This window comes from Photobacterium sp. GSS17 (genome assembly GCF_028621875.1).
In the GTDB taxonomy this organism is placed as follows: domain Bacteria; phylum Pseudomonadota; class Gammaproteobacteria; order Enterobacterales; family Vibrionaceae; genus Photobacterium; species Photobacterium ganghwense.
This window is the reverse complement of record NZ_CP117518.1, coordinates 185,937-207,070: the sequence shown is the minus strand read 5'-3', so window position 1 is coordinate 207,070 and position 21,134 is coordinate 185,937. Positions and strand designations below refer to the sequence as shown.

At 48.4% G+C, this 21,134-nt stretch carries 19 protein-coding genes; 11 read left to right on the top strand and 8 right to left on the bottom strand.

Annotated elements, in window-relative coordinates; genetic code table 11:
• Positions 1-20 precede the first annotated feature (20 nt).
• Positions 21-521, bottom strand: coding sequence for a hypothetical protein (locus PGW97_RS17335; protein ID WP_273860254.1), 501 nt, complete (start codon positions 519-521; stop codon positions 21-23).
• Positions 522-650: 129 nt separating this feature from the next.
• Here PGW97_RS17335 and PGW97_RS17330 point away from each other — a divergent pair, with 129 nt between their 5' ends.
• Complete coding sequence (locus PGW97_RS17330) at positions 651-1,310, top strand: HD domain-containing protein (protein ID WP_217393293.1); 660 nt, start codon at positions 651-653, stop codon at positions 1,308-1,310.
• A 123-nt stretch (positions 1,311-1,433) separates the two neighbouring features.
• Here PGW97_RS17330 and PGW97_RS17325 read toward each other — a convergent pair whose 3' ends face one another.
• The 5 genes from PGW97_RS17325 to PGW97_RS17305 form a co-directional block, all read right to left on the bottom strand.
• Entirely contained in the window at positions 1,434-2,624 is a 1,191-nt protein-coding gene (locus PGW97_RS17325; RefSeq protein WP_047884781.1) for a cystathionine beta-lyase, read from the bottom strand.
• 229 nt (positions 2,625-2,853) lie between these two features.
• The gene (locus PGW97_RS17320; protein ID WP_273860252.1) at positions 2,854-3,606 is read right to left on the bottom strand and encodes a hypothetical protein; all 753 of its coding nucleotides are present in this window, start codon (positions 3,604-3,606) and stop codon (positions 2,854-2,856) included.
• Positions 3,607-4,049: 443 nt separating this feature from the next.
• On the bottom strand, positions 4,050-4,949 hold the full coding sequence (secF, locus tag PGW97_RS17315) for a protein translocase subunit SecF (protein WP_273860251.1): 900 nt from the start codon (positions 4,947-4,949) through the stop codon (positions 4,050-4,052).
• The gene (secD, locus tag PGW97_RS17310) at positions 4,949-6,772 is read right to left on the bottom strand and encodes a protein translocase subunit SecD (protein ID WP_273860250.1); all 1,824 of its coding nucleotides are present in this window, start codon (positions 6,770-6,772) and stop codon (positions 4,949-4,951) included. The genes secF and secD overlap by 1 nt, the downstream gene beginning before the upstream one ends.
• A gap of 176 nt (positions 6,773-6,948) precedes the next feature.
• The gene (locus PGW97_RS17305) at positions 6,949-7,620 is read right to left on the bottom strand and encodes a hypothetical protein (protein WP_273860249.1); all 672 of its coding nucleotides are present in this window, start codon (positions 7,618-7,620) and stop codon (positions 6,949-6,951) included.
• A 222-nt stretch (positions 7,621-7,842) separates the two neighbouring features.
• Here PGW97_RS17305 and PGW97_RS17300 point away from each other — a divergent pair, with 222 nt between their 5' ends.
• Positions 7,843-8,724 (top strand): NAD(P)-dependent oxidoreductase, encoded by an 882-nt coding sequence (locus tag PGW97_RS17300; RefSeq protein WP_273860248.1) that lies wholly within the window; start codon positions 7,843-7,845, stop codon positions 8,722-8,724.
• A gap of 99 nt (positions 8,725-8,823) precedes the next feature.
• On the opposite strand, the gene PGW97_RS17295 is transcribed toward PGW97_RS17300, so the two are convergent.
• Positions 8,824-10,032: a NupC/NupG family nucleoside CNT transporter gene (locus PGW97_RS17295; RefSeq protein WP_273860247.1), complete on the bottom strand. Its 1,209-nt coding sequence runs from the start codon at positions 10,030-10,032 to the stop codon at positions 8,824-8,826.
• An 858-nt stretch (positions 10,033-10,890) separates the two neighbouring features.
• On the opposite strand from PGW97_RS17295, the gene PGW97_RS17290 reads away from it, so the two are divergent.
• From PGW97_RS17290 to PGW97_RS17270, 5 genes are all read left to right on the top strand, one after another.
• Positions 10,891-12,216 (top strand): S41 family peptidase, encoded by a 1,326-nt coding sequence (locus PGW97_RS17290; RefSeq protein ID WP_273860246.1) that lies wholly within the window; start codon positions 10,891-10,893, stop codon positions 12,214-12,216.
• Positions 12,217-12,662: 446 nt separating this feature from the next.
• Complete coding sequence (locus PGW97_RS17285; RefSeq protein WP_273860245.1) at positions 12,663-13,238, top strand: hypothetical protein; 576 nt, start codon at positions 12,663-12,665, stop codon at positions 13,236-13,238.
• A 1,043-nt stretch (positions 13,239-14,281) separates the two neighbouring features.
• Positions 14,282-14,728: an SRPBCC family protein gene (locus tag PGW97_RS17280; protein WP_217392844.1), complete on the top strand. Its 447-nt coding sequence runs from the start codon at positions 14,282-14,284 to the stop codon at positions 14,726-14,728.
• A gap of 144 nt (positions 14,729-14,872) precedes the next feature.
• A complete protein-coding gene (locus tag PGW97_RS17275; protein WP_242551945.1) occupies positions 14,873-15,418 on the top strand; it encodes a GNAT family N-acetyltransferase in 546 nt (181 codons plus the stop codon).
• Between the two features lie 828 nt (positions 15,419-16,246).
• On the top strand, positions 16,247-16,558 hold the full coding sequence (locus tag PGW97_RS17270) for a hypothetical protein (protein ID WP_047887723.1): 312 nt from the start codon (positions 16,247-16,249) through the stop codon (positions 16,556-16,558).
• A gap of 53 nt (positions 16,559-16,611) precedes the next feature.
• On the opposite strand, the gene PGW97_RS17265 is transcribed toward PGW97_RS17270, so the two are convergent.
• Positions 16,612-17,181 (bottom strand): hypothetical protein, encoded by a 570-nt coding sequence (locus tag PGW97_RS17265; RefSeq protein WP_273860244.1) that lies wholly within the window; start codon positions 17,179-17,181, stop codon positions 16,612-16,614.
• A 299-nt stretch (positions 17,182-17,480) separates the two neighbouring features.
• Between PGW97_RS17265 and ovoA the strand changes: the two genes are divergently transcribed.
• The 4 genes from ovoA (at position 17,481) to PGW97_RS17245 (ending at position 21,101) form a co-directional block, all read left to right on the top strand.
• On the top strand, positions 17,481-19,607 hold the full coding sequence (gene ovoA, locus PGW97_RS17260) for a 5-histidylcysteine sulfoxide synthase (RefSeq protein ID WP_273860243.1): 2,127 nt from the start codon (positions 17,481-17,483) through the stop codon (positions 19,605-19,607).
• Between the two features lie 102 nt (positions 19,608-19,709).
• Positions 19,710-20,015 carry a DUF1289 domain-containing protein gene (locus PGW97_RS17255; RefSeq protein WP_273860242.1) on the top strand — a complete coding sequence of 102 codons (306 nt, stop codon included), beginning with the start codon at positions 19,710-19,712 and terminating at the stop codon, positions 20,013-20,015.
• A 181-nt stretch (positions 20,016-20,196) separates the two neighbouring features.
• Positions 20,197-20,538, top strand: a complete 342-nt coding sequence (locus PGW97_RS17250) for a hypothetical protein (protein WP_273860241.1) — start codon at positions 20,197-20,199, stop codon at positions 20,536-20,538.
• A gap of 113 nt (positions 20,539-20,651) precedes the next feature.
• Positions 20,652-21,101 (top strand): META domain-containing protein, encoded by a 450-nt coding sequence (locus PGW97_RS17245; protein WP_047887719.1) that lies wholly within the window; start codon positions 20,652-20,654, stop codon positions 21,099-21,101.
• The last annotated feature ends 33 nt before the right edge of the window (positions 21,102-21,134 follow it).

Here is a 21,134-nt window from a genome sequence, read left to right as displayed (position 1 = left end):
CAAATGAAACCATAAACGTGCTACATTTTCGGGTAGCTGCCCTCAGTGCTGTCACCGTACGTCGACATATCCCTTGGCTGATATTCAGCGCCCGTACCATAACTGGCGCTGCTATACCGTGATGCTCCGGAATAAGGCGGCGGGCCAGCGTAATTCAGTCTTTTGGCATAACTGAAATCTTTGTCCGGATTAATTTTTGACGTTGGCATAATAACCCGCAAGCCATTACGACATGCCAGGTTCCCGGCATCCCATCCGGCATTAAAACGGGTGTTGGTGCCATCTAACGTTTCATCCTTCACCATGCCGTTGCCGGTTTGCTGCGCACGAAGGGCGCTGGCGCATCCCTGATTGTACCCATAATGGTAAATGCTGTTATAAGGGACATCGTACTCGTAATCATCCGGCACCAGTTTGTATTCATCTAGCGCATAGTCATATTTAGGCCAGGGTTCATTGGCGCATCCGGACAGAAGTACCAATGCAGCACTCAGGCTCCCGGCTACCCATATCTTTTTCATAGTAACGCCTTTAGTATGGAGTGTGGCTTTTCTAAATAGTAGACAACATATAGAAACCTGTTGAATTTTCAGTGACCTCTATGGCATCACATGCCACAGCAAATTTCTCAGACCAAGCGAAAGAGCCTTATGACATCATTTGCCCCTGATACTTTCACTCCGCAATTTGAACAGTTCATCCGACGCCAGGCCGCAACCGATCCGGCGCATGATCTCACCCACATACAGCGTGTGGTGGCAGCCGCAAAACAATTTTGTTATGAAGAAAAAGCAAACCTCGCCGTCGTGCTACCCGCTGCATGGCTACATGACTGCGTCACGCTGCCAAAAAACCACCCTGAACGTCACCATGCCTCAGCCATGGCCGCTCAGACTGCAATCGAGTTTCTGCAAAGCATCGACTACCCTGCTCACTACTTCCCGGCCATTACTCATGCGATTGAAGCGCACAGTTTCAGTGCGCAAATTCCGGTGCAGACGTTAGAAGCGGCAATCGTGCAGGATGCCGACAGGATTGATGCACTGGGAGCGATTGGTATCGCCAGATGTATTCAGGTCAGCGTCGGGTTTCAGGCCGCCTTGTATTCAGCCGATGACCCATTCGGCGAACATCGGCCACGTGATGACAAAGCCTTTTGCATCGACCATTTCTTTACCAAGCTATTTCGGCTCGAAGCAACCATGAACACAACGGCTGGTAAGCGCGAAGCCCGACTCCGCACTGAGTATATGAAGGGCTTTCTGGCCCAGCTCGGGCATGAAATCAATGTGCCTTTCCATCCCGATTGATCCCGTGAACAGCAGATATCGCGATCAAAAAAGGCCCCGACGGGGCCTCTCATTTACATACCAAACGCCAATAAGGCAGACGGCTTTCTGACAAACCGATAACTCTGACAAACCGATAGCTACTCAGTCGCGAGCTAAAACGGCGTTGAAGCGCTCAAAACCCCGCTCCAGATCTGCAATCAAATCATCGGTATCTTCCAGACCGATGTGCAGCCGCAATAATGGCCCGGCAAACTCTTTCTTCTTCGCGGTTCTCAGGCTGTTGATATTTTCATTCGCCAGAATCAGGCTTTCAAAGCCTCCCCACGAATATCCCATACTGAAATGATCCATCCCGTCCAGTAATGCCGTCAGCGCTTCCGTATTACCGCGATTAAGGACTACCGAAAACAGTCCGTTACAACCTTTAAAATCACGCTTGTAGAATTCGTGCCCTTCGCAGCTCGGGAACGCAGGATGGCGGACATGATCCACTTCAGGGCGCTCAGCCAGCCACTGTGCCACTTTAAGGCTATTCTGTTCATGCTGGCGCAGGCGAACTCCCAAGGTGCGCAGGCCTCGCATTGCCAGATACACATCATCCGGTGACGTACATTGCCCCATCAGGTAACTGTGCTCACGCAGTTGATCCCAGCAGCGTTCATTGGCTACTGCGGTCCCCAACATGACATCAGAGTGGCCGACGATATATTTTGTCGCAGCCTGAATAGAAATATCGACGCCGTGCTCAAACGGCTGAAAGTTGATCGGTGAAGCCCAGGTATTATCCAGCATCACAACGATGTCATGCTCATGTGCGATACGAGCGAGTGTCGGAACATCCTGCACTTCCATCGTGATGGAACACGGTGACTCCAGAAACAGCACGGTGGTATTCGGACGAATTAAATCGCGGAGACCGTCCCCGATCATGGGATCATAATAAGTAGTTTCGACTCCCATTTTGTCCAGCACTTTGTCACAGAAGTCTCGGGTTGGTTCATACGCACCATCCACCATCAAAATATGGTCACCCGCTTTGACAAAAGAAAGGATGGCGTTGGTAATCGCCGCCGTGCCACATGGATACAGTGCGCAGCCAACACCGCCCTCAAGTTCCACCATGGCATCCTGAAAGGCAAAATGGGTATTGGTGCCACGACGTCCGTAAAACAGCGTTTTATTCGCACGATTAGCCGTGGCATGTTTCATGTCCTCAACCGAGTCAAAAACCACCGTTGAGGCTCGGCTCACCGGTGGATTAACCAGAGACTGAGTCCACTTCTTGCTTCGACCCGCGGTGACAATTTGAGTATCCAGTGCTTTTTTTCCCATGATGCTTCTCGCTTCCTCCTGAGATAATACCTTGGAGGACTTACCTCCCTGTTGGTAGGAAGTTATCACAGTTTTCAGAAGCTTGAACAGTCACCAGGTAGAATCACCAGTTATAAGCCATTCCCCAATAAACACCGGTGGTTCCTTGCACTTTATTGTCGATACCAGCCCCATATTCGGGAACACTCAAGCTATCCCAGCTTTTCACCGCAAAAGGTTTCTACCGCCACTATATCGCACTGGCCACAAGTGTCGGATTAGGTACATATTCCGGCTTCGAACGAGACACCTGAGGTTCCATTTTCGTAGCTAGCGGATCAATCATTTCAAGGTGCGCACGATAGTTAAGACAAGCCCGCATTATTGCTTCATCACCGGCCACTTTCGCCAGTAACACCGCAAGCAGCACACCTTTATACGCAAAATGCTTGTGCAGCTCGATGGCGACTTCAACCAGGCACGGTTTACCCGCGTGTGGACGGAGAACCTCTAGCGCCTGCTTCTTTGGATAGAGCTGAAACACATTGTGGTTAATGTGGGTGGCCTTGCGGATCATATTTCGCATTTCACAGCGAGAAAGCGGGCTCAAGCCACACAATCCGTCCTGATCCGTTCTGGTTTCCAGATACTGACGATGGAGATTGCTAAGCTGACCATTTTGCGAAGGCAAACTCAGAAATATCATCTCCTCGTAATCATCTCCGAGGGTCTGAAAAATACCGCGGGTCTGAGAAACGAAGCCCTTTTGCAACAAGCAACTGATTGCCCTTAACCCTTCCATATACTGCTGCAAAGACGTTTCCATGGCCGTAAGGATGGTCGCCATGGCATGACTGTCGGCGTGTTGCGAAGGCTGGTATGGTGCATTTACCCCGGTTACACCACGGTCAGATTCCGCCATAGACTCAACCAGCGTCTGCATCTGGCTTTCCACAAAGTGCACGATTTGGTGATTAAGCTTCATTTCAGTGTCATACATCATGTCGCCCTCTTGTCTGGTTTTCCTGACCCCGGTGTGATCGGTGACCAACTTATGTGTGCGTCTTGTAAGAGGAAGCAAATTTGATGCCTGACTTTTCGCACACTCACGTAAATCGTGAAAACCGCCTATTATTCGATAACTTACTCAATAGTGATGACTGGATTACACTGCCACGAAACAATACCAATCACATTTTGCGCTGCAAAATTGTTAATAAATCCGTCAAGTTTGCGAATTGCGACCAATATTGCGAAAGTGTCTTACCAATGAACCTCTCGCATTACCTGCAAATATTCAGGGGTTGCCAGACATAAAAAAGGCCGCAACAGCGGCCTTGTAAATTCAGTTTAAATGCGTGCAAACCGTTACGTTACTGGTTACGGAATAACGCCTCACATTTCCCTGGTCACGCATCTCCTTGTGAAGCAGAGCGAGGGACAGGATTAAGGCTCTTCTGCAATTGGTTTTGGCAAGTAATGCTCAGACTTCAGCTTGAGCAGTTCCGGTAGTACCGTACCGACTGAAATTGATGACCAGGTACCGGTAAGAATCCCGATAAACATAGCCAACGCAAAACCTTCCAGCGGACCGCCGCCCATAATCCACAGCGCCCCAACGGTCATCAGCGTGGTCCCGGATGTCACCAGCGTCCGTGAAATCGTGGCAGCCAGCGCCTCGTTGTTGACTTGCTGAATGCTGGCGTCGGGCTTAGCAATCAGCACTTCACGGATGCGATCGGCAATAATAATGGAGTCGTTCAGCGAGTAACCCAAAATGGCCAGCACCGCAGCCAGTACCGTCAGGTTAAACTCCATCTGCGTTGCCGCGAAGAAGCCAAGCACAAAGATAACATCGTGAGCCAGTGCGAACACTGAACCGGACGCCAGACGCCATTCAAAGCGGTAGCTGAGGTAGCCTAGAATACAGAGCACCGCGATCAGCAGCGCCAGCCCCCCCTGATCCGCCAGTTCCTGACCGACCTGCGGTCCTACCATACTGGTGTTGAGCACCTGAACATTAGCATCAAGCTGATGCAGCACTGCTTGCACATCTGGCGCGGTATCTGACTCAGGAATCGCATATCGCAGTACCCAACGCCCCGGCTCCCCAGCTGCAATCACACTAACATCCTGATGCAAAGCCGTGTCCAGTGCCGTCCCCAGTTCGTGGCTGGTCACTGAGCTGCTCAGAGAAACCTCCGTCACAATCCCGCCGGTAAAGTCCAGCCCCCAGTTCAGACCGCGAACACCGATGGTCACCAGCGATGCAACTAGCAGAACAAGCGAAATCACACTGGTGAAGTAGCGCCACTTGGTGGCATTTTTCATGGTAATAAACATCATTAAATTCGCACCTCACGTCGTGCATCGCGACCCCACACCAAATTGATAATGGCGCGGGAAGCAAAAATACCGGTAAACATACTGGTTAACAGACCCAACCCCAACGTCAGCGCGAACCCCTGAATCGGTCCGTTACCAATAGCGTACAACACTACCGCGGTGATCATCGTGGTAAAGTTGGCATCGAAGATGGTGCTGAACGCACTGCTGAAACCCCGGTCAATGGCCTGCGCCATGCTCCGTCCTTCTTTAAGCTTGTCGCGGATACGTTCGAAAATCAGCACATTGGTATCCACCGCCATGCCGACGGTCAGCACCAGACCAGCCATCCCCGGCAGGGTCAGTACCGCGCCCGGAATCAGGGCCAGCAAGCCAAACAACATAACCATGTTGCATACCAGAGCGACATTCGCGACCCAGCCAAGACGGCGGTACCACAACGCCATGAACACCAGCGTCATACCCAATCCTAAGCCCAGTGCCGCAAAGCCGTTTTCAATGTTCTCTGCCCCCAGTGTCGGGCCGATTGTCCGTTCTTCGACGATGGTCACTGGTGCTGTCAGCGACCCGGCGCGCAACAGCAGAGCCAACTCCTGGGCATCCTGAATCGAACCCGCGCCGGTGATACGGAAGCGGTTCCCCAGCTGACTCTGAATAGTCGCCACACTGATGATTTTGCTTTCCTGTACCGCTTGGCCTTGCGCATTTCGGCTGTACTCGCTGAACGCAGTCGCCATTGGTTTACCGATGTTCTGACGGGAGAAATCAGACATAATCTTACCGCCCGCGCTGTCGAGCGTAATGTTTACTTCTGCCATTCCCATTTCACCGAAGCTGGCTCGGGCATCAATGATATGGTCGCCGCTCAACACTGGCTTACGTGCAACACGTACCGGCTCCCCCTGCTCATTCGGGATCACCATGGTGCTGCCAACACCTTGCTCTCTCACCGGATAGAACGCCAGGCTGGCCGTCGCACCAATCACACTCTTAGCAGCCGCCGGATCCTGTACCCCAGGCAACTCAATACGAATCCGATTCTCACCCTGACGCTGAACCAGCGCTTCGGTGATCCCCAGCTCTTCAATACGACTGCGCATCGTCTGCAGGTTCTGCTGCACCGTTAAGTTACGCAGCTGTGATTTTTCGTCCTGCTTCAGCTGCAGGCGCAGATTGTTGCCAGACTCATTGGTGGCCTGCCATTGTGGCGCTTCTTTGCGGATATACTGACGAATTTGACTGTTTGCCTCGCCAGATGGCAGGCGCACAATCACGCTGTCAACGTCGGCCATTTCCACTCTGGCCAGACGAATACCTTGTTCACGAAATGCCCGGCGCAGGTCATCCTGAAGTTGCTCGGTTTGCGCTTTGAAAACCTGATCGACATCGACATCCAGCAGGAACTGTACCCCACCGCGCAGATCCAGCCCCAGCTTGATTGGCGCAAAGCCCATTTCCTGTAACCATTCGGGAGCGGCCGCTGACATTGCCAGCGTCAGACGCGCATCACCGGCTTTGGCACCGATGAGATCAGCCAGAACCGCACGGGCTTTCGACTGTTGTGCCTCGTCCTGCAATACCACCAGCGTTTTATCAAACAGCTGATCAATACGCTTCACCTCAATGCCCTGAGCAGACAGTTGCTTTTGAATCTGCACGACATCGGGCATCGGGCCACCTTTCGCGGCAATCTGCACCGCAGCATTTTCACCGTACCAGGTAGGAATTGCACTTAGCAACATCACGACCAGCGTGATAATCAACACCACATATTTCCAGGCCGGATAGTGGTTCAATAACCGTTGTGATTGTTTCTTTCTCATTGTTTTTCGCCATTTATGAGGCTCCAGCTAAGATGACGGTCAACCGGAACCTGTTGCTGAAAACACAGCAACATTGCTACAACCCGCCCTGCTGACCGATAACCGGCCTCAAGGCGTGTGGGGCATGCAGGTGCAGCGCAGTGGCAGCCACCCGCGACGCATCAACTCAGATGCGCTCAGCTAACAAGAGAAAGAGAATAATGGGAGGGCTGATAGAGCTGGTTGCTGTCTTTCCAACCGGCAATACGGCCGGCTGGCGGGATCACCTGCAGGGTCCAGTCCAGCACTGAATGGAAATCGATACTGTAGTTTTTGGCAAAACTTGGGGCAGGTTCAATCGGCCACTCAATCACAAGTTGATAGAGAGGCTCCCAATCGTCGGCATCGTGACGCACCAGATTTGCCGCACGGGACGAACCGGTAATTGCCGGGTCAAGCTGACGATCATGGACAGAGTGTTGGTTTTCACCCGAATCCGACGGCAGACGCGAAGTCAGACTGCAATCAGGGAAGTGCCACACCAACTGGCCAGGTTGCGCCTCAACCACTGTTGAGTGCAAAGCTGTCTCACCCGGATGGGCGGAAACAAAGGAAGTATTCAATGAAGAGGATGCTGCCACATGATCAGTCACAGCGCTTGGAGGGATCTGTGCTACCGCAGTCAAATCAGAATGAATGACCGATGCGACATTCGCTACATGTGAACTGTCTGCTGACAAACTGTTTACTAATGCACTGTTTGCTAATGCCTTGGCTGCTGGTACAGATGTGAGTGCTCCGGCCTGGCTAGACCATCCCATTCCCACACACAGAACCAACAAAAAAACACGTAACAGTTCTCGTAGCATAAAATCAGCGACTCCTCACAACTCTCCGCATAATAGGAGGAGTATGGTGCAGAAACAAGAAATTATTTGCGCTCTACCACATTTATTTCACTCCAAATTGACTTTGACCCAGTTTGCAGTGATGACATGATTGATAGAACTTTTTTACGTTGCTGGCAGGTTAACGGTTCATTATAGTGAATCTGCAAACACCGACTTTTATAACAGACAGGGAAGCATTCAATGACATCGTATCGTATTGCTTTTATTGGACTTGGCACCATGGGCTTCCCCATGGCCGGTCACCTTGCTAATGCCGGTCACCAAGTGACCGTTTATAACCGTACCACTGCAAAAGCACAGCAGTGGGTAGAAACTTACAAAGGGCACTACGCTGAAACACCAGCCGCCGCCGTTGAAGATGCGGACTTTATCTTTAGCTGTGTCGGTAATGATGATGATTTACGCGAAGTGTATTGCGGCCAGGATGGCATCCTGTCAACGGCCAAAGCCGGTGCCATTCTGATTGACAATACCACAGCCTCTGCCGAGGTTGCTCGTGACATTTCAGCCAAAGCCGTTGGCTTAGGTCTGGATTTTCTGGATGCCCCGGTATCCGGTGGCGAAGCTGGCGCGGTAAACGGTTGTCTGACCGTAATGGTGGGTGGCAATCAGGCTGTTTTTGATAAAGCCAAGCCAGTAATTGACTGTTTTGCTAAAGCGACCACCCTGATGGGCGACATCGGGTACGGCCAGATTACCAAAATGGCCAACCAAATCTGTATTGCCGGTATTCTCCAGGGACTGTCAGAAGCCATTACGCTGGCAAAATCTGCCGGGCTGGACATTGAGAAAATGACAGACGTACTCAAACATGGCGCAGCCGGTTCGTGGCAGCTGGAAAACCGCGCCGGCACAATGGCGGAAGGAAAATTTGATTTTGGTTTTGCCATCGACTGGATGCGCAAGGACTTGGGAATCTGCTTCAAAGCGGCCGAGAAGCTAGGGGTTGAACTGCCGCTGGCTCGCCAGGTTGACGAAAAATATGCCGAGCTACAACAGCGGGGCTACAACCGTGCTGATACTTCTGTCTTGATAAAGCAGTTTGATCAGGACAAAGCCTGAGCTGAAAAGTAAAAAACCGCCGTAAACGGCGGTTTTTTTCTAATGAACACTGACTTTTTCAGCGGCAGTGTGTGGTGATTAAAACACTACACACTGTTCTTACAGGCTGATAAAGATACCAGCCAGCGCAGCACTCATCAGGTTCGCCAGTGTTGCCGCGATTACCGCTTTCACACCTAGGCTCGCTACTTCACTGCGACGCTCCGGTGCCATCACACCAATCGAACCAATCTGGATAGCAATCGAACCGATATTAGCAAAACCACACAACGCAAAGGTAATGATCACCTGGCTGTGCTGAGACAGTGTCTCTTTGATGCTGACAAAATCAAGGAAAGCGACAAACTCATTCAGAATCATCTTCTGGCCGATAAATGCCCCCGCCTGCAGCATTTCACTGACTGGCACACCAATAATGAAAGCCAGTGGCGAGAACAGATAACCCAGCATCGCCTGCATTGTCAGTCCCTGAATGCCAACCAGCTCACCCAGCGATTCCAGGCCCGCATTGGTCATGGCAATCACACTGACAAACGCAATCAGCATAGTACCGACCGCGACCGCCACACGCATACCGTTCATGGCACCAGCTGCCAGTGCGTCAATCGCATTACTGTGATCGCTCTTCGACATTTCAATGTCAGTCTGATCAACCGCAACACTCTGCTCTGGAACCAGGAGTTTTGCCATCAGCAGGCTACCCGGAGCCGCCATAAAGCTGGCTGCAATCAGGTATTTCAAATCCACCCCCAGACCGGCGTATCCGCCCAGTACACTACCCGCAACCGACGCCATACCACCAGTCATCACGGCAAACAGCTCTGAACGGGTCATTTGCGGCAGGAACGGTTTCACCAGCAGTGGTGATTCACCCTGAGACAGAAAGATATTACCGGTTGCTACCAGGGATTCTGCACGGCTGGTACCCAGAAGACGCTGGATACCACCACCGATCACTTTAATGATCCACTGCATGACACCTAGGTAGTAAAGAAGAGAAATGAGGGCACTAATGAAAATAACGAGGGGAAGAACGCGAACAGCAAAAATAAAACCAGAAGAAGCAAGATCACCAAAAAGGAACTTGATCCCTTCATCGGCAAAGCCGAGTACGCTAGCAACACCACTACTCATTGCTCCCAGCATTTTTTGCCCAACCGGTATATACAGTACCAAAGCGGCAAAACTGGCCTGTAACAATAACGCACCGCCTACCGTCCGCCAGTTAATGGCTTTACGGTTTTCAGAAAGCGCGTAGGCGCACAATACCAGTACCAGAATACCGGCCAAACTAATCAACAACTGCATTATTTCGTCCTGTTGTTTTGAATCTGTGTTGGGATATCGAAAAATGAAGGTGTTACTGCCTGCAATACAACGGGGGACAATGCCTTCGGGGAGAAAGCAAAAAAGGAAGGAGCCACGCAAGAAAGCGTCGGCATGAAAGATGTGTCCGCCCAAGTGTAAAACATACAAGTCACCTAAATTAACAAGCTCAAAAATTGCCGGTCCAACTCCGTGGGTCGTTCACTTATCCATGGTGACAGCTTGTAACTAAGGTGGCTGAACTCGATGGTTCTGGCCGGAGGCGGAGTATATAGAGATCAATCTCACATAATCAAGAGTAATAGCATTTTTTTTCATGACAAAATGCCAATTGAATACATTTAAAACAATGCGGCCCTGGTTTTTAATCGTTTTCCAACAGAGCGCTAACACTTCGTGGGCTTTTTATGACACGAAGAGTCTAATTCATAGGCAAATTTTCCAGGTTGTATCACAAACCCGCCACTCAGCTACTGACGAAGTACATTTTTGCCTCTACGGTTAAATCCGTCATTTTATCGAATCACTGCGAAGTATGTTGCTGAGTCAACCCTCGGGCGGGTGCTAACCTTATGATGAAACTGAATCATTTATGGCCATCGTTCTTTTGGCACAAATGGTTTGACCATCGGTGGTGCTACACAGTGCAAAGAATGATCAACCGCCAATCACAACAATTGAACCCTCCGCTGATGAAGAGGAAGTGCTAGTACTTCGGGTAGCCCTACCTCAGACTCGTTAGTGACTGGCCATTTACTGACTGTGTGACACATTGCTGTGAGATATTGCTTTAACGTGCTGTTTTGACATATTGCATTGACTAATTTGCAGGCCTCTCCAATGAAGAAAATTCTGGCTTTAACACTCTTCTTTTCCGGTTTACTCTCTGGTTGTGGGGTGGCGCAAAAACAAGCACCTTTCAATGGTGCGGAAGCCTGGCAGGAGCTGGAACAAGCTTTGCGTCAGCATTACGCTTATCTGCATCGTTCCGATCTGGACACCGATGCACTCTTCCAAGAGTTCGGTGCCCGCGCCGCAAAGGCGACGACCCCTCAAATGTTTGCTGATATCAGCCAGCAATTCCTGCGTCACTTTACCGATCCTCACCTGAATCTGGGCCCATACAACAGCGAAGATTACAGTGTGTATCCAACAGGCTCAGACATTTATGCCGAATTTGTCCCTACCTCCCAAGCAGAAAGCACAAACAAAAGCGATACGCTGAAGTTAATGGTGCTCGATGTAAAAGCCGGCTCGGCTGCAGACATCGCCGGAATCCGGCCTGGCCAGGAAGTATTAACCATTGATGGCTTATCAGTAAAACACGCGGTCGAAAAAGTGTTTGGTGAACACTTTGGTCAGCTCACCGCAGCGCAAGCCAATTATGGCGCAAATATCAGTCTGGGGGGCTTTCGTAATCAGCCTCGCCAACTCACCCTCCGGCGGGATCAGCATCAACAGGCACTAACGCTGGCAGCAAGCTACGATGCCATCAACACCCTGAAAGATGGTGCGACTGTAACGGCTAGACAGTTTGGTGAAGTCGGCTATATTCGTTTCAATAACTCGCTGGGAAACAATGAAACACCGGATGCATTTAAGGCTGCGCTGAATCAGTTACCCGAATCATCATCACTGATCATCGATCTGCGCAATACCCCAAGCGGTGGAAACACCGGTGTGGCGGAACCGATCCTGGGCCACTTTGCACAGGCTAAATCGCCTTATCAACGTTATCAGGTACAACAGAAAGGAACGCCATACTCGCAGGCGACGATGCAGACCGCTTATGCGACACCCACAGCGCCAGCCTATCCTCATCCTTTTGTCGTTCTGGCTGGCCACTGGACTGGCAGCATGGGTGAAGGGATGACGATAGGACTGGACGCACTGGGAGCTAAAGCGGTGGTTGGTACGCCAATGGCTAAACTACTGGGTGGCATAAAAACGATTCAGCTAACGAAAAGCCAGACCTGGCTGGAAGTCGGGTTTGAGCGGCTTTATCACATCAACGGTATTTTTCGGGAAGATTACCGGCCCACGATACTGACTCAATCTGCCGACCGGGATCCGCAGGGGAATGATCCCGCCCTGACAGCAGCAATCAACATTCTTATGGCATCCGGAACACTTCGCACGTCTGCTCTTCATTCAGAAATGCACTAAGCCGGGCTTGGCGTTAAACGTTTGGAGTAAAAATAAGAACCAGATAAAAAAATGGGCGCCTAAATAGCGCCCTAAAAGGAAGTTGCGTGCAAATTAAACGGTTGAACCTTTCATAACCTCACTCATGAGATCGCATCGGGGGTCACTGTCTGGACAGTGCACAGTTCAATCGCTCAACCTTTAAATAGCAACCGGCAGGCCAACAATTGAGACAGAAACTCAAAAAAGAAAAAAATCACAGTTTCCATGCCATATATCCTAAAAGATTTCATTTTTACTCAATGTGTCCGCAATAATTCAGCATGAATCACTTAGTCAATGACGATTTCATGAAGGCTAATAATAGTATTTAATCGTCATTGACTGGATTAACCCGCTAACTTGCACCAAAATAGTCCACCCAATCCCCCTTTCAGCTCGGCTTCCTTTCAGGAGAATACGTACATATGGCCTTTTTATCAGGCACCCTGAAATCAACTCTATTGGCAGCAAGCGTATTCATTGTGGCCGGTTACACCAATGGTTCTCAGGCCTTTGAATTAAGCCTGTCGCAAAGAAACCTACTGAATTACACCGATACTTACGGCAATATTACCCTTCGCCATGCCCCTGACGTCCGTCTGCCCGATCCCTTGATCGTTGAAGGCAATTTAAATCTGGAACAAAGTAAAATCACTCAGTTACCCCGTGCACTAACAGTGGAAGGGAATCTCAACCTCGCATACAGCCATGTTACTCAGCTGCCGCAAGACCTGAACGTGAGTGGTTACATTAACTTGGCCCACTCTAAAATCAGACGTTTGAACAATGGCCTGCGAGTAAATGGGGATTTGAGCCTCATGGGCACCTCCGTCACAGAGCTACCACCTTACTTGTATGTTGGAGGAAACCTCTATCTGGCTAATTCCGCGATTCAGTCGCTCCCCCCATTTCTGGTGGTCGGCGGCAATATATATCTAGGCGGACTGGCTATTCACGACATTCCTGACGGCGTCAAAGTCGGCGGTACCATTTACCAATAAAGACGAATACTTCTGTGGTGAACGGCATCACCTCTGACGAAGATGCTGGCCGCTTTATCAATTTCTCAATATTGAGAGAAACTCATTTATTAATATATGAGTTAGTAAATTAAAAAGGGTTATTTCAGCAGAAATGGATTCGAGCTCATCAAGGCCGATAACTGGGGTAGCTATGGCTGTAACGAGATTAATACGCTAACAAGTTTGCAGTAAGAGCGATTAATTAAGAGCTAGCAAGAAAAATAAACCAGAGAAAAGATATTGCCAGAAACACTGGATCACTGTGTGCTTCTGGCTTTTCACATATACCATTCAAAGCAAAGCTAGAGTTAGCTTCAGAATATTACTTTGACTTGGTTTTCAGACTGTTTGCCTGAGACTTATAGTAAAACCATTGACGGCGGTTTCTATTAGACATTTTACACCTCTCATTTTCCTAAACGAGTAAGGCTGATATTTCACAACTTTTATATAATACCGTGCTTACTCAACCAACATTTTTTACTTAACCAATTACCTGTGACATCCCTATGACAGTTTGGTAAAAGAAAAACGTCACAACTCTCTGATAAAAAATCCACTAGGTCACCAACATGAAAAGTTACAGGTGGTAGTGCTCAGGAGTATAAGGCTTGCGATCGTACAGAAGTGAATGGGTATGCTCCTTAATTGACGGATTAAGGAATCCTCTGCTTACGTTTGCACCTCTGTTCGATCAACAACAAAATTCAATATAAGAGGCTAATTCTCATTTTGCAATACTATTTTTGCAATTTTTTTGTGATTCAAATCACCCCACCAATGTAACAACGCATGAATTTCAAGATTAAGCCTCTGAATTTGAACAACGATCACACTGAAAGCCTGGTGAAAAAACATTCAATGCCTATCAGTTTTTTCTGTCTTGCCTCTGCCTCTGCCTCTGCCTCTGCCTCTGCCTCTGCCTAAAATCAAAATCACAATTAAAACACAAATGCAACATCTTATTGACACAATTGTGATCAATGATATGATGGCATGATGGTTTGCCAGAGGTGGTTGCTATGGGTATTCACACTATAACACTTGAACAAACCGCAAAAGCGCCGAAGAAACTCCTGTTTCAGCTCCTTTCTGATCATCAAAATCTGGGGCGTTTCTTCGATGGCAAGTATCGTCTGATCAAAGCCGGAAAACCCGAACAGAACGGGATCGGCGCTGTCAGAGAAGTCGATAGCGGACCTTTCACCATTCAGGAACAGATTATTGATTACAAGGAAAATGAGCACTTACACTATAAAATCATCCAGGGCGTCCCGGTTAATGAACACGGCGGCTGGATAAAATTCACCAGTCTGAACGCAGACCAAAGTCTGATCCATTACCGTATTAAGTTTTCTCCCAAATTTATGGGTACAGGCTGGATCCTACGCTATCTGTTTGAAGTTAAATTAAAAAAAGCATTAAACAACGTAGCTGAATACAGTGAAACGACATGGAATAAAGAGTAGCTGTTCCCGTGCCCTGACTTTATTGCATCATATTTATGTACCAAATCTTTCATATTCATCCGTTATTTTGATCTAGGCACTGGTCAAGCGCCTCCGTTAACGATTTACTACAGAACGGTTCGATACTGGATGAGGATTTTGATGATGCAACAACCGTTACTGACAACTTCCCGCCTGATTTTGCGCCCGTTTCAGCTTTCGGATGCAAATAAGGTACAAAAACTGGCCGGTGATGAACGTATCGCCAATGGTACGATCAATATTCCTCATCCATACGCCGATGGTATGGCAGGTCAGTGGATTGGAAAGTTACTGGCGGAATGGAACAACGGGCAGTCAGCAATTTATGCCATCACACTAAAAAGCACCCTGGAATTAGTGGGCTGTATTGGCTTGCGCAATATCTGTGACGGAAAAGCTCAGCTCGGCTATTGGATTGGCGTTCCCTACTGGGGCAATGGGTATTGCACCGAGGCAGCCGAACGAATCAGCGAATTTGGCTTTAAACGCTTAAAGCTCCATACGATTTACGGGCAGCACTTTAGCCGCGAGCAAAATCCGGGCAAGGTGATGAAAAAAATTGGGATGGCCCATGTGATGACTAAACCTGACGCTGTCCGGGTCAACATGATCACAGAAGATGTGGAATATTACGAAAAAAAGTGCCCGGAAACGGAAGCGGTGAGTTAAATTCACCGCTTATCTCTGACCCTTAACGTTCTAATGTCGACCGCTCAGTGCTGTACCAAGCAACCTGTTGACCTTCACTGCTCAAACACATCGTTCTAAGCGAACGCGGCCAGCCCATTCATGAACAACGTCAAATGAAGTACAGCGCCTGTTGAGGCCCGGAGGGATATAGCCATAAACCATATAGCCCTGAACCATATAGCCCTGAGCCCTATAGTCCTTAACAATAGATGAGCCTGACTCATAGAAACGAGGTTATTGAGAGTTGATTGCTCGTAATGCAGGTTATCAATGCAACATGCCCCATATAGGAATGAAATAACAGCGGCCAGACAACGTCAGTTTCATAATAAGAAGGCAAATTGGGCTACTCTGATATGCATTATTTTATAAATTCATGAACAGAATAGGCCAACTTGGATAACAAAATCCGCTAAATCACGTTTCAGTGTAATTATTCTCTACTTTATTTGAATTTATTATAATCTTATTTCCCTTTTTTATTAATTACTTAATCAATATCACTACGAATTGTGCCACTTCTATTAGTGACATATAGCTATACTGTGATAGAGAAAGATCTGCTTATAAGTGATCTTCTTGATATCAAATGACGTTATACAATTTGTTATTAAGCGATGTTATCAATCGAAAAAACTGTAAATTGTTATATAAGCGTTTGATTAGTATTAGATTAAGCAAATAATGATAATCTTGTTGAAATAAATTATTCGATGGCAGGTCTTATAATGTGATTGTGGACTGTATGCACTCATAACTATATGCAGATACAACAATGAGCAAGCCACTGATAATGAGGTGAAGATTATGTCTAGCTTAAAAGTAATTACTGCTAGTGCTGTACTGATAATGTCATCATCTGCGATGGCGGATATTCGTGTAGCGGATACTCAAAATGGTGCATGGGTAACAGTGACAGAAAATGGTCAACCTGCTGCCAATGCCAGTGTGAGCGTCGCAAACGTCCCTCAACAACGTAAAATGTACAAAACTGATGAGAACGGTAGGGTATTCATTCCATTATCACTACAAAGCTCTCGTTCAGTGAAGTACAAAGCAACAACTGAAGACGGTAAACAGTCTTCACGCTTTGCTTTCCATTCGACCAATAATAAATAGTATGAATTAGTTAGTCAGGCCCTCTACGAGGGCCTTTCTTATGTTTCAACGGTTTAACGTTCACTACGGCGACTCAAATCGCGTGCAAGGACAAATGCCAACCCCAGCATTTGCAGAAACAACGCCAAATTTCGCATCCGTGATATTGACGCCATTTGCTCCCCGTACTCCGCAGTCAGTTCCAGGTTATTCAGATACAGTTGGTCAATTCTTTCTCGCTGGCTGTCCTGATACTCATTCAGAGCGGCCATCAGCTCTGGGACGTGGGCGGTTGTCAGCTCGGCGGGCAAGTCGGACAACCAGTAAGTGAGCGTATGTGTCAGTTGCTGTTGTACTTCAGACGGTAAAGGTTGTCCGGCCAACTCACTGGCCGTAACCAAAGCCAATACCAATTCTCGTTTTCTTTCTACTGTTTCGATCTGCGTCCAGATAAGAGTAATAAGCTTTTCATGAGTTTGCTGTTGCTGAATCAATCCATTCGCCTGCCGAGTCGCATCATCAATATAAAAATTGGTCAGTAGCGCGGATATAATATTGAGTAACAACCCAAATCCAACCAGCAACCAGGTCGGAACACGCCCTCTCCTGACACGACGCCCCCTGTCGATAGTCCGATTTGCCATTTGCCCCTCATATCAGTGATGCCTTATTGCCTGCGGCTGTTAGTTGCTTGTTCTGGCGGCCAGCTATGATTGCTCACGGCACACCTCAACGCAGTTTCGCTCACCTGTTCATTACTGTCACCTATCCAGAACCTAATTAAAGTATGGCAGAAGTCATCGGTAGCAAGCTTAAGTGCGTATAAACAAAAAGCGGTTGTCATCACCCATTTTCATAGATGAAACAAAACCTTATTGGTTAACCCTATAAACTCTGTCTATCTTTAAAGTTCAGGGTTCGAATGAGAAGGAAGTAGAACAACATGGAATCTAACCGACAGTATGCAACACGAACAGTGCCCCTGACGGGCCAGGATCCCAACGCCAAACGGCACGCCATTAAAAACGCCTTCAATCAAACCTGGCAACTCTATGAATCTCTGTTTGATGTTATGAATAACGATCAGGCGTACTTCATCAAAGCAGAACCATTACGCCATCCCCTCATCTTTTACTTTGGCCACACCGCCACGTTTTACATCAACAAACTCAAACTCGCCAAACTGATCGATGAGCGTGTTAACGAACATTTCGAATCCATGTTCGCTATCGGCGTAGATGAAATGTCATGGGACGACCTTGATGAGACTAATTATGACTGGCCGACAGTCGACGCCGTAAGGCACTACCGACAACAAGTCAACGTCCTGATCAACCAGCTCATTGATACTATGCCCTTACAACTACCGATTACCCCGCATTGCCCGGCGTGGGTAATACTGATGGGTATTGAGCATGAAAGAATTCATCTGGAAACCTCATCCGTTATTATTCGTCAGCTGCCGTTGTCTGAGGTCACACCCCACCCTGAGTGGTCCCCTTGTGACGCCACTGGCAGGGCTCCGAGCAACTGTTTACTGTCGGTATCAGGCGGTCACATCAGCCTTGGTAAATCGGATGACGAACCAACCTACGGCTGGGACAATGAATATGGCCAGCAAAGTTTCCATGTTGAAGATTTCAAAGCCTCTAAGTATTTGGTGTCTAATCAGGAATATCTGGAGTTTGTTAATGCAGAAGGCTACCGCCATACGCGATTCTGGAACGAAGAAGGAAAAGCGTGGCTCGCCTACACCAAAGCCACCATGCCGCGTTTTTGGCGCTATCAGGACGGCCAATGGCTGCAACGCAACCTCACCGAAGAAATCCCGTTGCCATTGAACTGGCCGGTGGAAGTCAACCAACTGGAGGCCAAAGCGTTCTGTAACTGGAAAGCAGAGCAAACTCAACGCAATATCCGGTTACTGACAGAAGCGGAATGGTATTTATTGCGCCACAATATTGAAACTGATTCACCTGACTGGGATGAGCCGCCGGGTAACATTGAGTTGAGCTACTTTGCCTCTTCCTGCCCGGTTGACCGCTTCGAACATGAGGGCTTTTGCGACATAGTCGGCAATGTGTGGCAATGGACAGAAACCTGTATTGATGGATTCCCCGGCTTTCAAGTCCATCCGCTCTACGACGATTTCTCCACCCCCACCTTTGACGGCCAGCATAATCTGATCAAAGGCGGCTCGTGGATTTCAACCGGCAATGAGTCCATCAAATGGTCACGCTACGCCTTCCGCCGCCACTTTTACCAGCACGCCGGTTTCCGCTACGTAGAGTCCCGTCAGGCACCAGAAACGATGGCCTCGCTCAACATTTATGAAACTGATGAGCTGATTTCCCAATATCTGGAATTCCATTACGGTGCCGAGTATTTTTCAGTGCCTAATTTCTGCGTTAACGGCGTGAAGCAATGCTTACAGGAAATTCAGCTAAGCCATACCGCCAGGGCTCTGGACATCGGCTGCTCCGTCGGACGCGCGTCCTTTGAATTAGCCCGGACCTTTAAACACGTCGATGCTATTGATTTCTCTGCCCGTTTTATTCAGCAGGCTTACTCCCTCACCGAGCAGGGCGAAAAACGCTACACTATCAAAACAGAAGGGGAACTGGTCGAGTTCAAAAGCGTCACCCTTGAGGATCTGGGGTACACATCCATCGCCGATAAGATCAATTTTGTGCAGGGCGATGCCTGTAACCTCAAACCACAATTCACCGGATATGACCTTGTCTATGCTTCCAATCTGGTTGACCGGTTGGGAGATCCGAAACAGTTTTTATCTACCATCCACCAGCGAATCAATGATGGCGGTTATCTGGTCATCGTTTCACCTTACACCTGGCTAAGTGAGTACACGCCAAAAGAAAAATGGCTGGGCGGATTCAAAGTTCATGGGGAGAACTTTACGACGCTGGATGGCCTGACTGAAACGCTGATCCCACACTTCGAGCTGATTGCGGTAAAAGAAATCCCGTTCGTGATTCGCGAAACCAAACGGAAATTTCAGCATACGGTGTCGGAAATGACCATCTGGCGCAAGCGAGAGGGAAACAGCTAGCCCAATATCGTCACTGAAGAGTTATCAGGCTTGCATAAAGACAGCCAAAAGGCTCTGTGGTACTGTACGGCTTCGTTGTCGTACTGTATCGCAGAGTAAATTGTGAAAACCCCTTGTGTCGCTAAATGCAAAAATAATGAAGGTATCTGTAGCGGATGCCACCGTACCATGAGTGAACTAACGGCCTGGCGTGAAATGGGTGACGAACAGCAAGAACAGCGTATTGACGAAATTCAGGGCAGCTGCTCAACCCACCACTGCAGCCAGTGTGGTGAGCCTGCGTACTGCGACATCAGTGCCGGAAAAAGTACCTGTTGGTGTTTCGAGCTAACCAAGCGAGATACATCTGGTATTGCACCTGGTCTTTGTCTGTGCCGAAAATGCCTTGAGAAACTGCCTTTGCTTTAATCCTGACTCCGATTCATAGATCCATTTAACAGCTTTGGCTTCGAATCAACGTTCAAGTAATGCCACCCCTCGACGGCTGGCTTTTTACTCCATCGCCACGTTTAATTGATCTATGCACATTGTCGCCTAGTAATACTGTCACCTATAATCCCCCGCTTGAATTGGAAATGCCGGTATTCATATGGTTTCTCTTCGCTCCATGATTGTCTTGCTGCTTACGACCAGTTTTGCTGCATCAGGCTCTCCCCTGAATCAGGGCAACAACGTGCTACCTGATAATGAAAAAATATGCCTCGAGTCCGTGGAGGCTCTGCTTGGTCAACAGCAGATACTGTTTAGTGATCGCCATGCTGATCCAGAGGTTCGCCGTCATGCTGAACGGGCAATTGATGCCAGCCGGGATGCTTATGCCAGACACGGCAGTTATTGCGATGCACAGAAGGCCCTGCAAGCACACAGTCAAGAAAGTGACACTCGTTCCAAACCAGGTGAAATCAGCGTGTTCCGAAGCCAACAAAGTTAACTCCCAGCCTAATAGTTAAGATTCTGATTCGAACGACAAAGTGCTACTATTATACAAAACCGCCGACCGTCAAATGTCTGACTGTACGGACAAATCCGTCTAAGGTGATGTATATGAAAAAATGGCTCATCCCTTTCAGCGTCGTTCCTTTCTTAGTGATGGGCTGCGACACTGAAATGAAACAGGGATTTTCGGAACAAAAACTGCAACAAAGCTGGGTGCTCACCAAAGTAGACGGTAAAGCAATTACAATTACTGAACCCCGAACCGTACCGGGCATGTCGATTGATGCCAACTTGAAAGTCTCCGGATTCAGTGGCTGTAACCGCTTTTTTGGTCAGGCTGAAGTGAAAGAAGGGAATAAGTTTCGCCTGACGGGGATGGGGTCTACCAAAATGGCCTGCATTCAGGAAGACCAGGCAAAAGTGGAATCCGTCATGACCAAATCCCTGCAAAGCTGGAATAACGCTGCGCTGGAAAACAATATTCTTACGCTCACTTCAGAACAGCATATCCTGACATTCATGCCGGAAAATGTTGTTGAGGAAAAGGCGACGCAGTAACGTCCTAATTTTTCATTCTTATTCAGACACGCA

Excerpts from the sequence above, each read along its gene's own strand:
- ovoA (WP_273860243.1), top strand. The coding sequence starts at position 17,481 with ATGGAATCTAACCGACAGTATGCAACACGAACAGTGCCCCTGACGGGC.
- PGW97_RS17295 (WP_273860247.1), bottom strand. The coding sequence starts at position 10,032 with ATGCAGTTGTTGATTAGTTTGGCCGGTATTCTGGTACTGGTATTGTGC.
- PGW97_RS17270 (WP_047887723.1), top strand. The coding sequence starts at position 16,247 with ATGTCTAGCTTAAAAGTAATTACTGCTAGTGCTGTACTGATAATGTCA.
- PGW97_RS17285 (WP_273860245.1), top strand. The coding sequence starts at position 12,663 with ATGGCCTTTTTATCAGGCACCCTGAAATCAACTCTATTGGCAGCAAGC.
- PGW97_RS17290 (WP_273860246.1), top strand. The coding sequence starts at position 10,891 with ATGAAGAAAATTCTGGCTTTAACACTCTTCTTTTCCGGTTTACTCTCT.
- PGW97_RS17325 (WP_047884781.1), bottom strand. The coding sequence starts at position 2,624 with ATGGGAAAAAAAGCACTGGATACTCAAATTGTCACCGCGGGTCGAAGC.
- PGW97_RS17330 (WP_217393293.1), top strand. The coding sequence starts at position 651 with ATGACATCATTTGCCCCTGATACTTTCACTCCGCAATTTGAACAGTTC.
- PGW97_RS17245 (WP_047887719.1), top strand. The coding sequence starts at position 20,652 with ATGAAAAAATGGCTCATCCCTTTCAGCGTCGTTCCTTTCTTAGTGATG.
- PGW97_RS17275 (WP_242551945.1), top strand. The coding sequence starts at position 14,873 with ATGCAACAACCGTTACTGACAACTTCCCGCCTGATTTTGCGCCCGTTT.
- PGW97_RS17265 (WP_273860244.1), bottom strand. The coding sequence starts at position 17,181 with ATGGCAAATCGGACTATCGACAGGGGGCGTCGTGTCAGGAGAGGGCGT.
- secF (WP_273860251.1), bottom strand. The coding sequence starts at position 4,949 with ATGATGTTTATTACCATGAAAAATGCCACCAAGTGGCGCTACTTCACC.
- secD (WP_273860250.1), bottom strand. The coding sequence starts at position 6,772 with ATGAGAAAGAAACAATCACAACGGTTATTGAACCACTATCCGGCCTGG.
- PGW97_RS17250 (WP_273860241.1), top strand. The coding sequence starts at position 20,197 with ATGGTTTCTCTTCGCTCCATGATTGTCTTGCTGCTTACGACCAGTTTT.
- PGW97_RS17305 (WP_273860249.1), bottom strand. The coding sequence starts at position 7,620 with ATGCTACGAGAACTGTTACGTGTTTTTTTGTTGGTTCTGTGTGTGGGA.
- PGW97_RS17280 (WP_217392844.1), top strand. The coding sequence starts at position 14,282 with ATGGGTATTCACACTATAACACTTGAACAAACCGCAAAAGCGCCGAAG.
- PGW97_RS17320 (WP_273860252.1), bottom strand. The coding sequence starts at position 3,606 with ATGATGTATGACACTGAAATGAAGCTTAATCACCAAATCGTGCACTTT.
- PGW97_RS17335 (WP_273860254.1), bottom strand. The coding sequence starts at position 521 with ATGAAAAAGATATGGGTAGCCGGGAGCCTGAGTGCTGCATTGGTACTT.
- PGW97_RS17300 (WP_273860248.1), top strand. The coding sequence starts at position 7,843 with ATGACATCGTATCGTATTGCTTTTATTGGACTTGGCACCATGGGCTTC.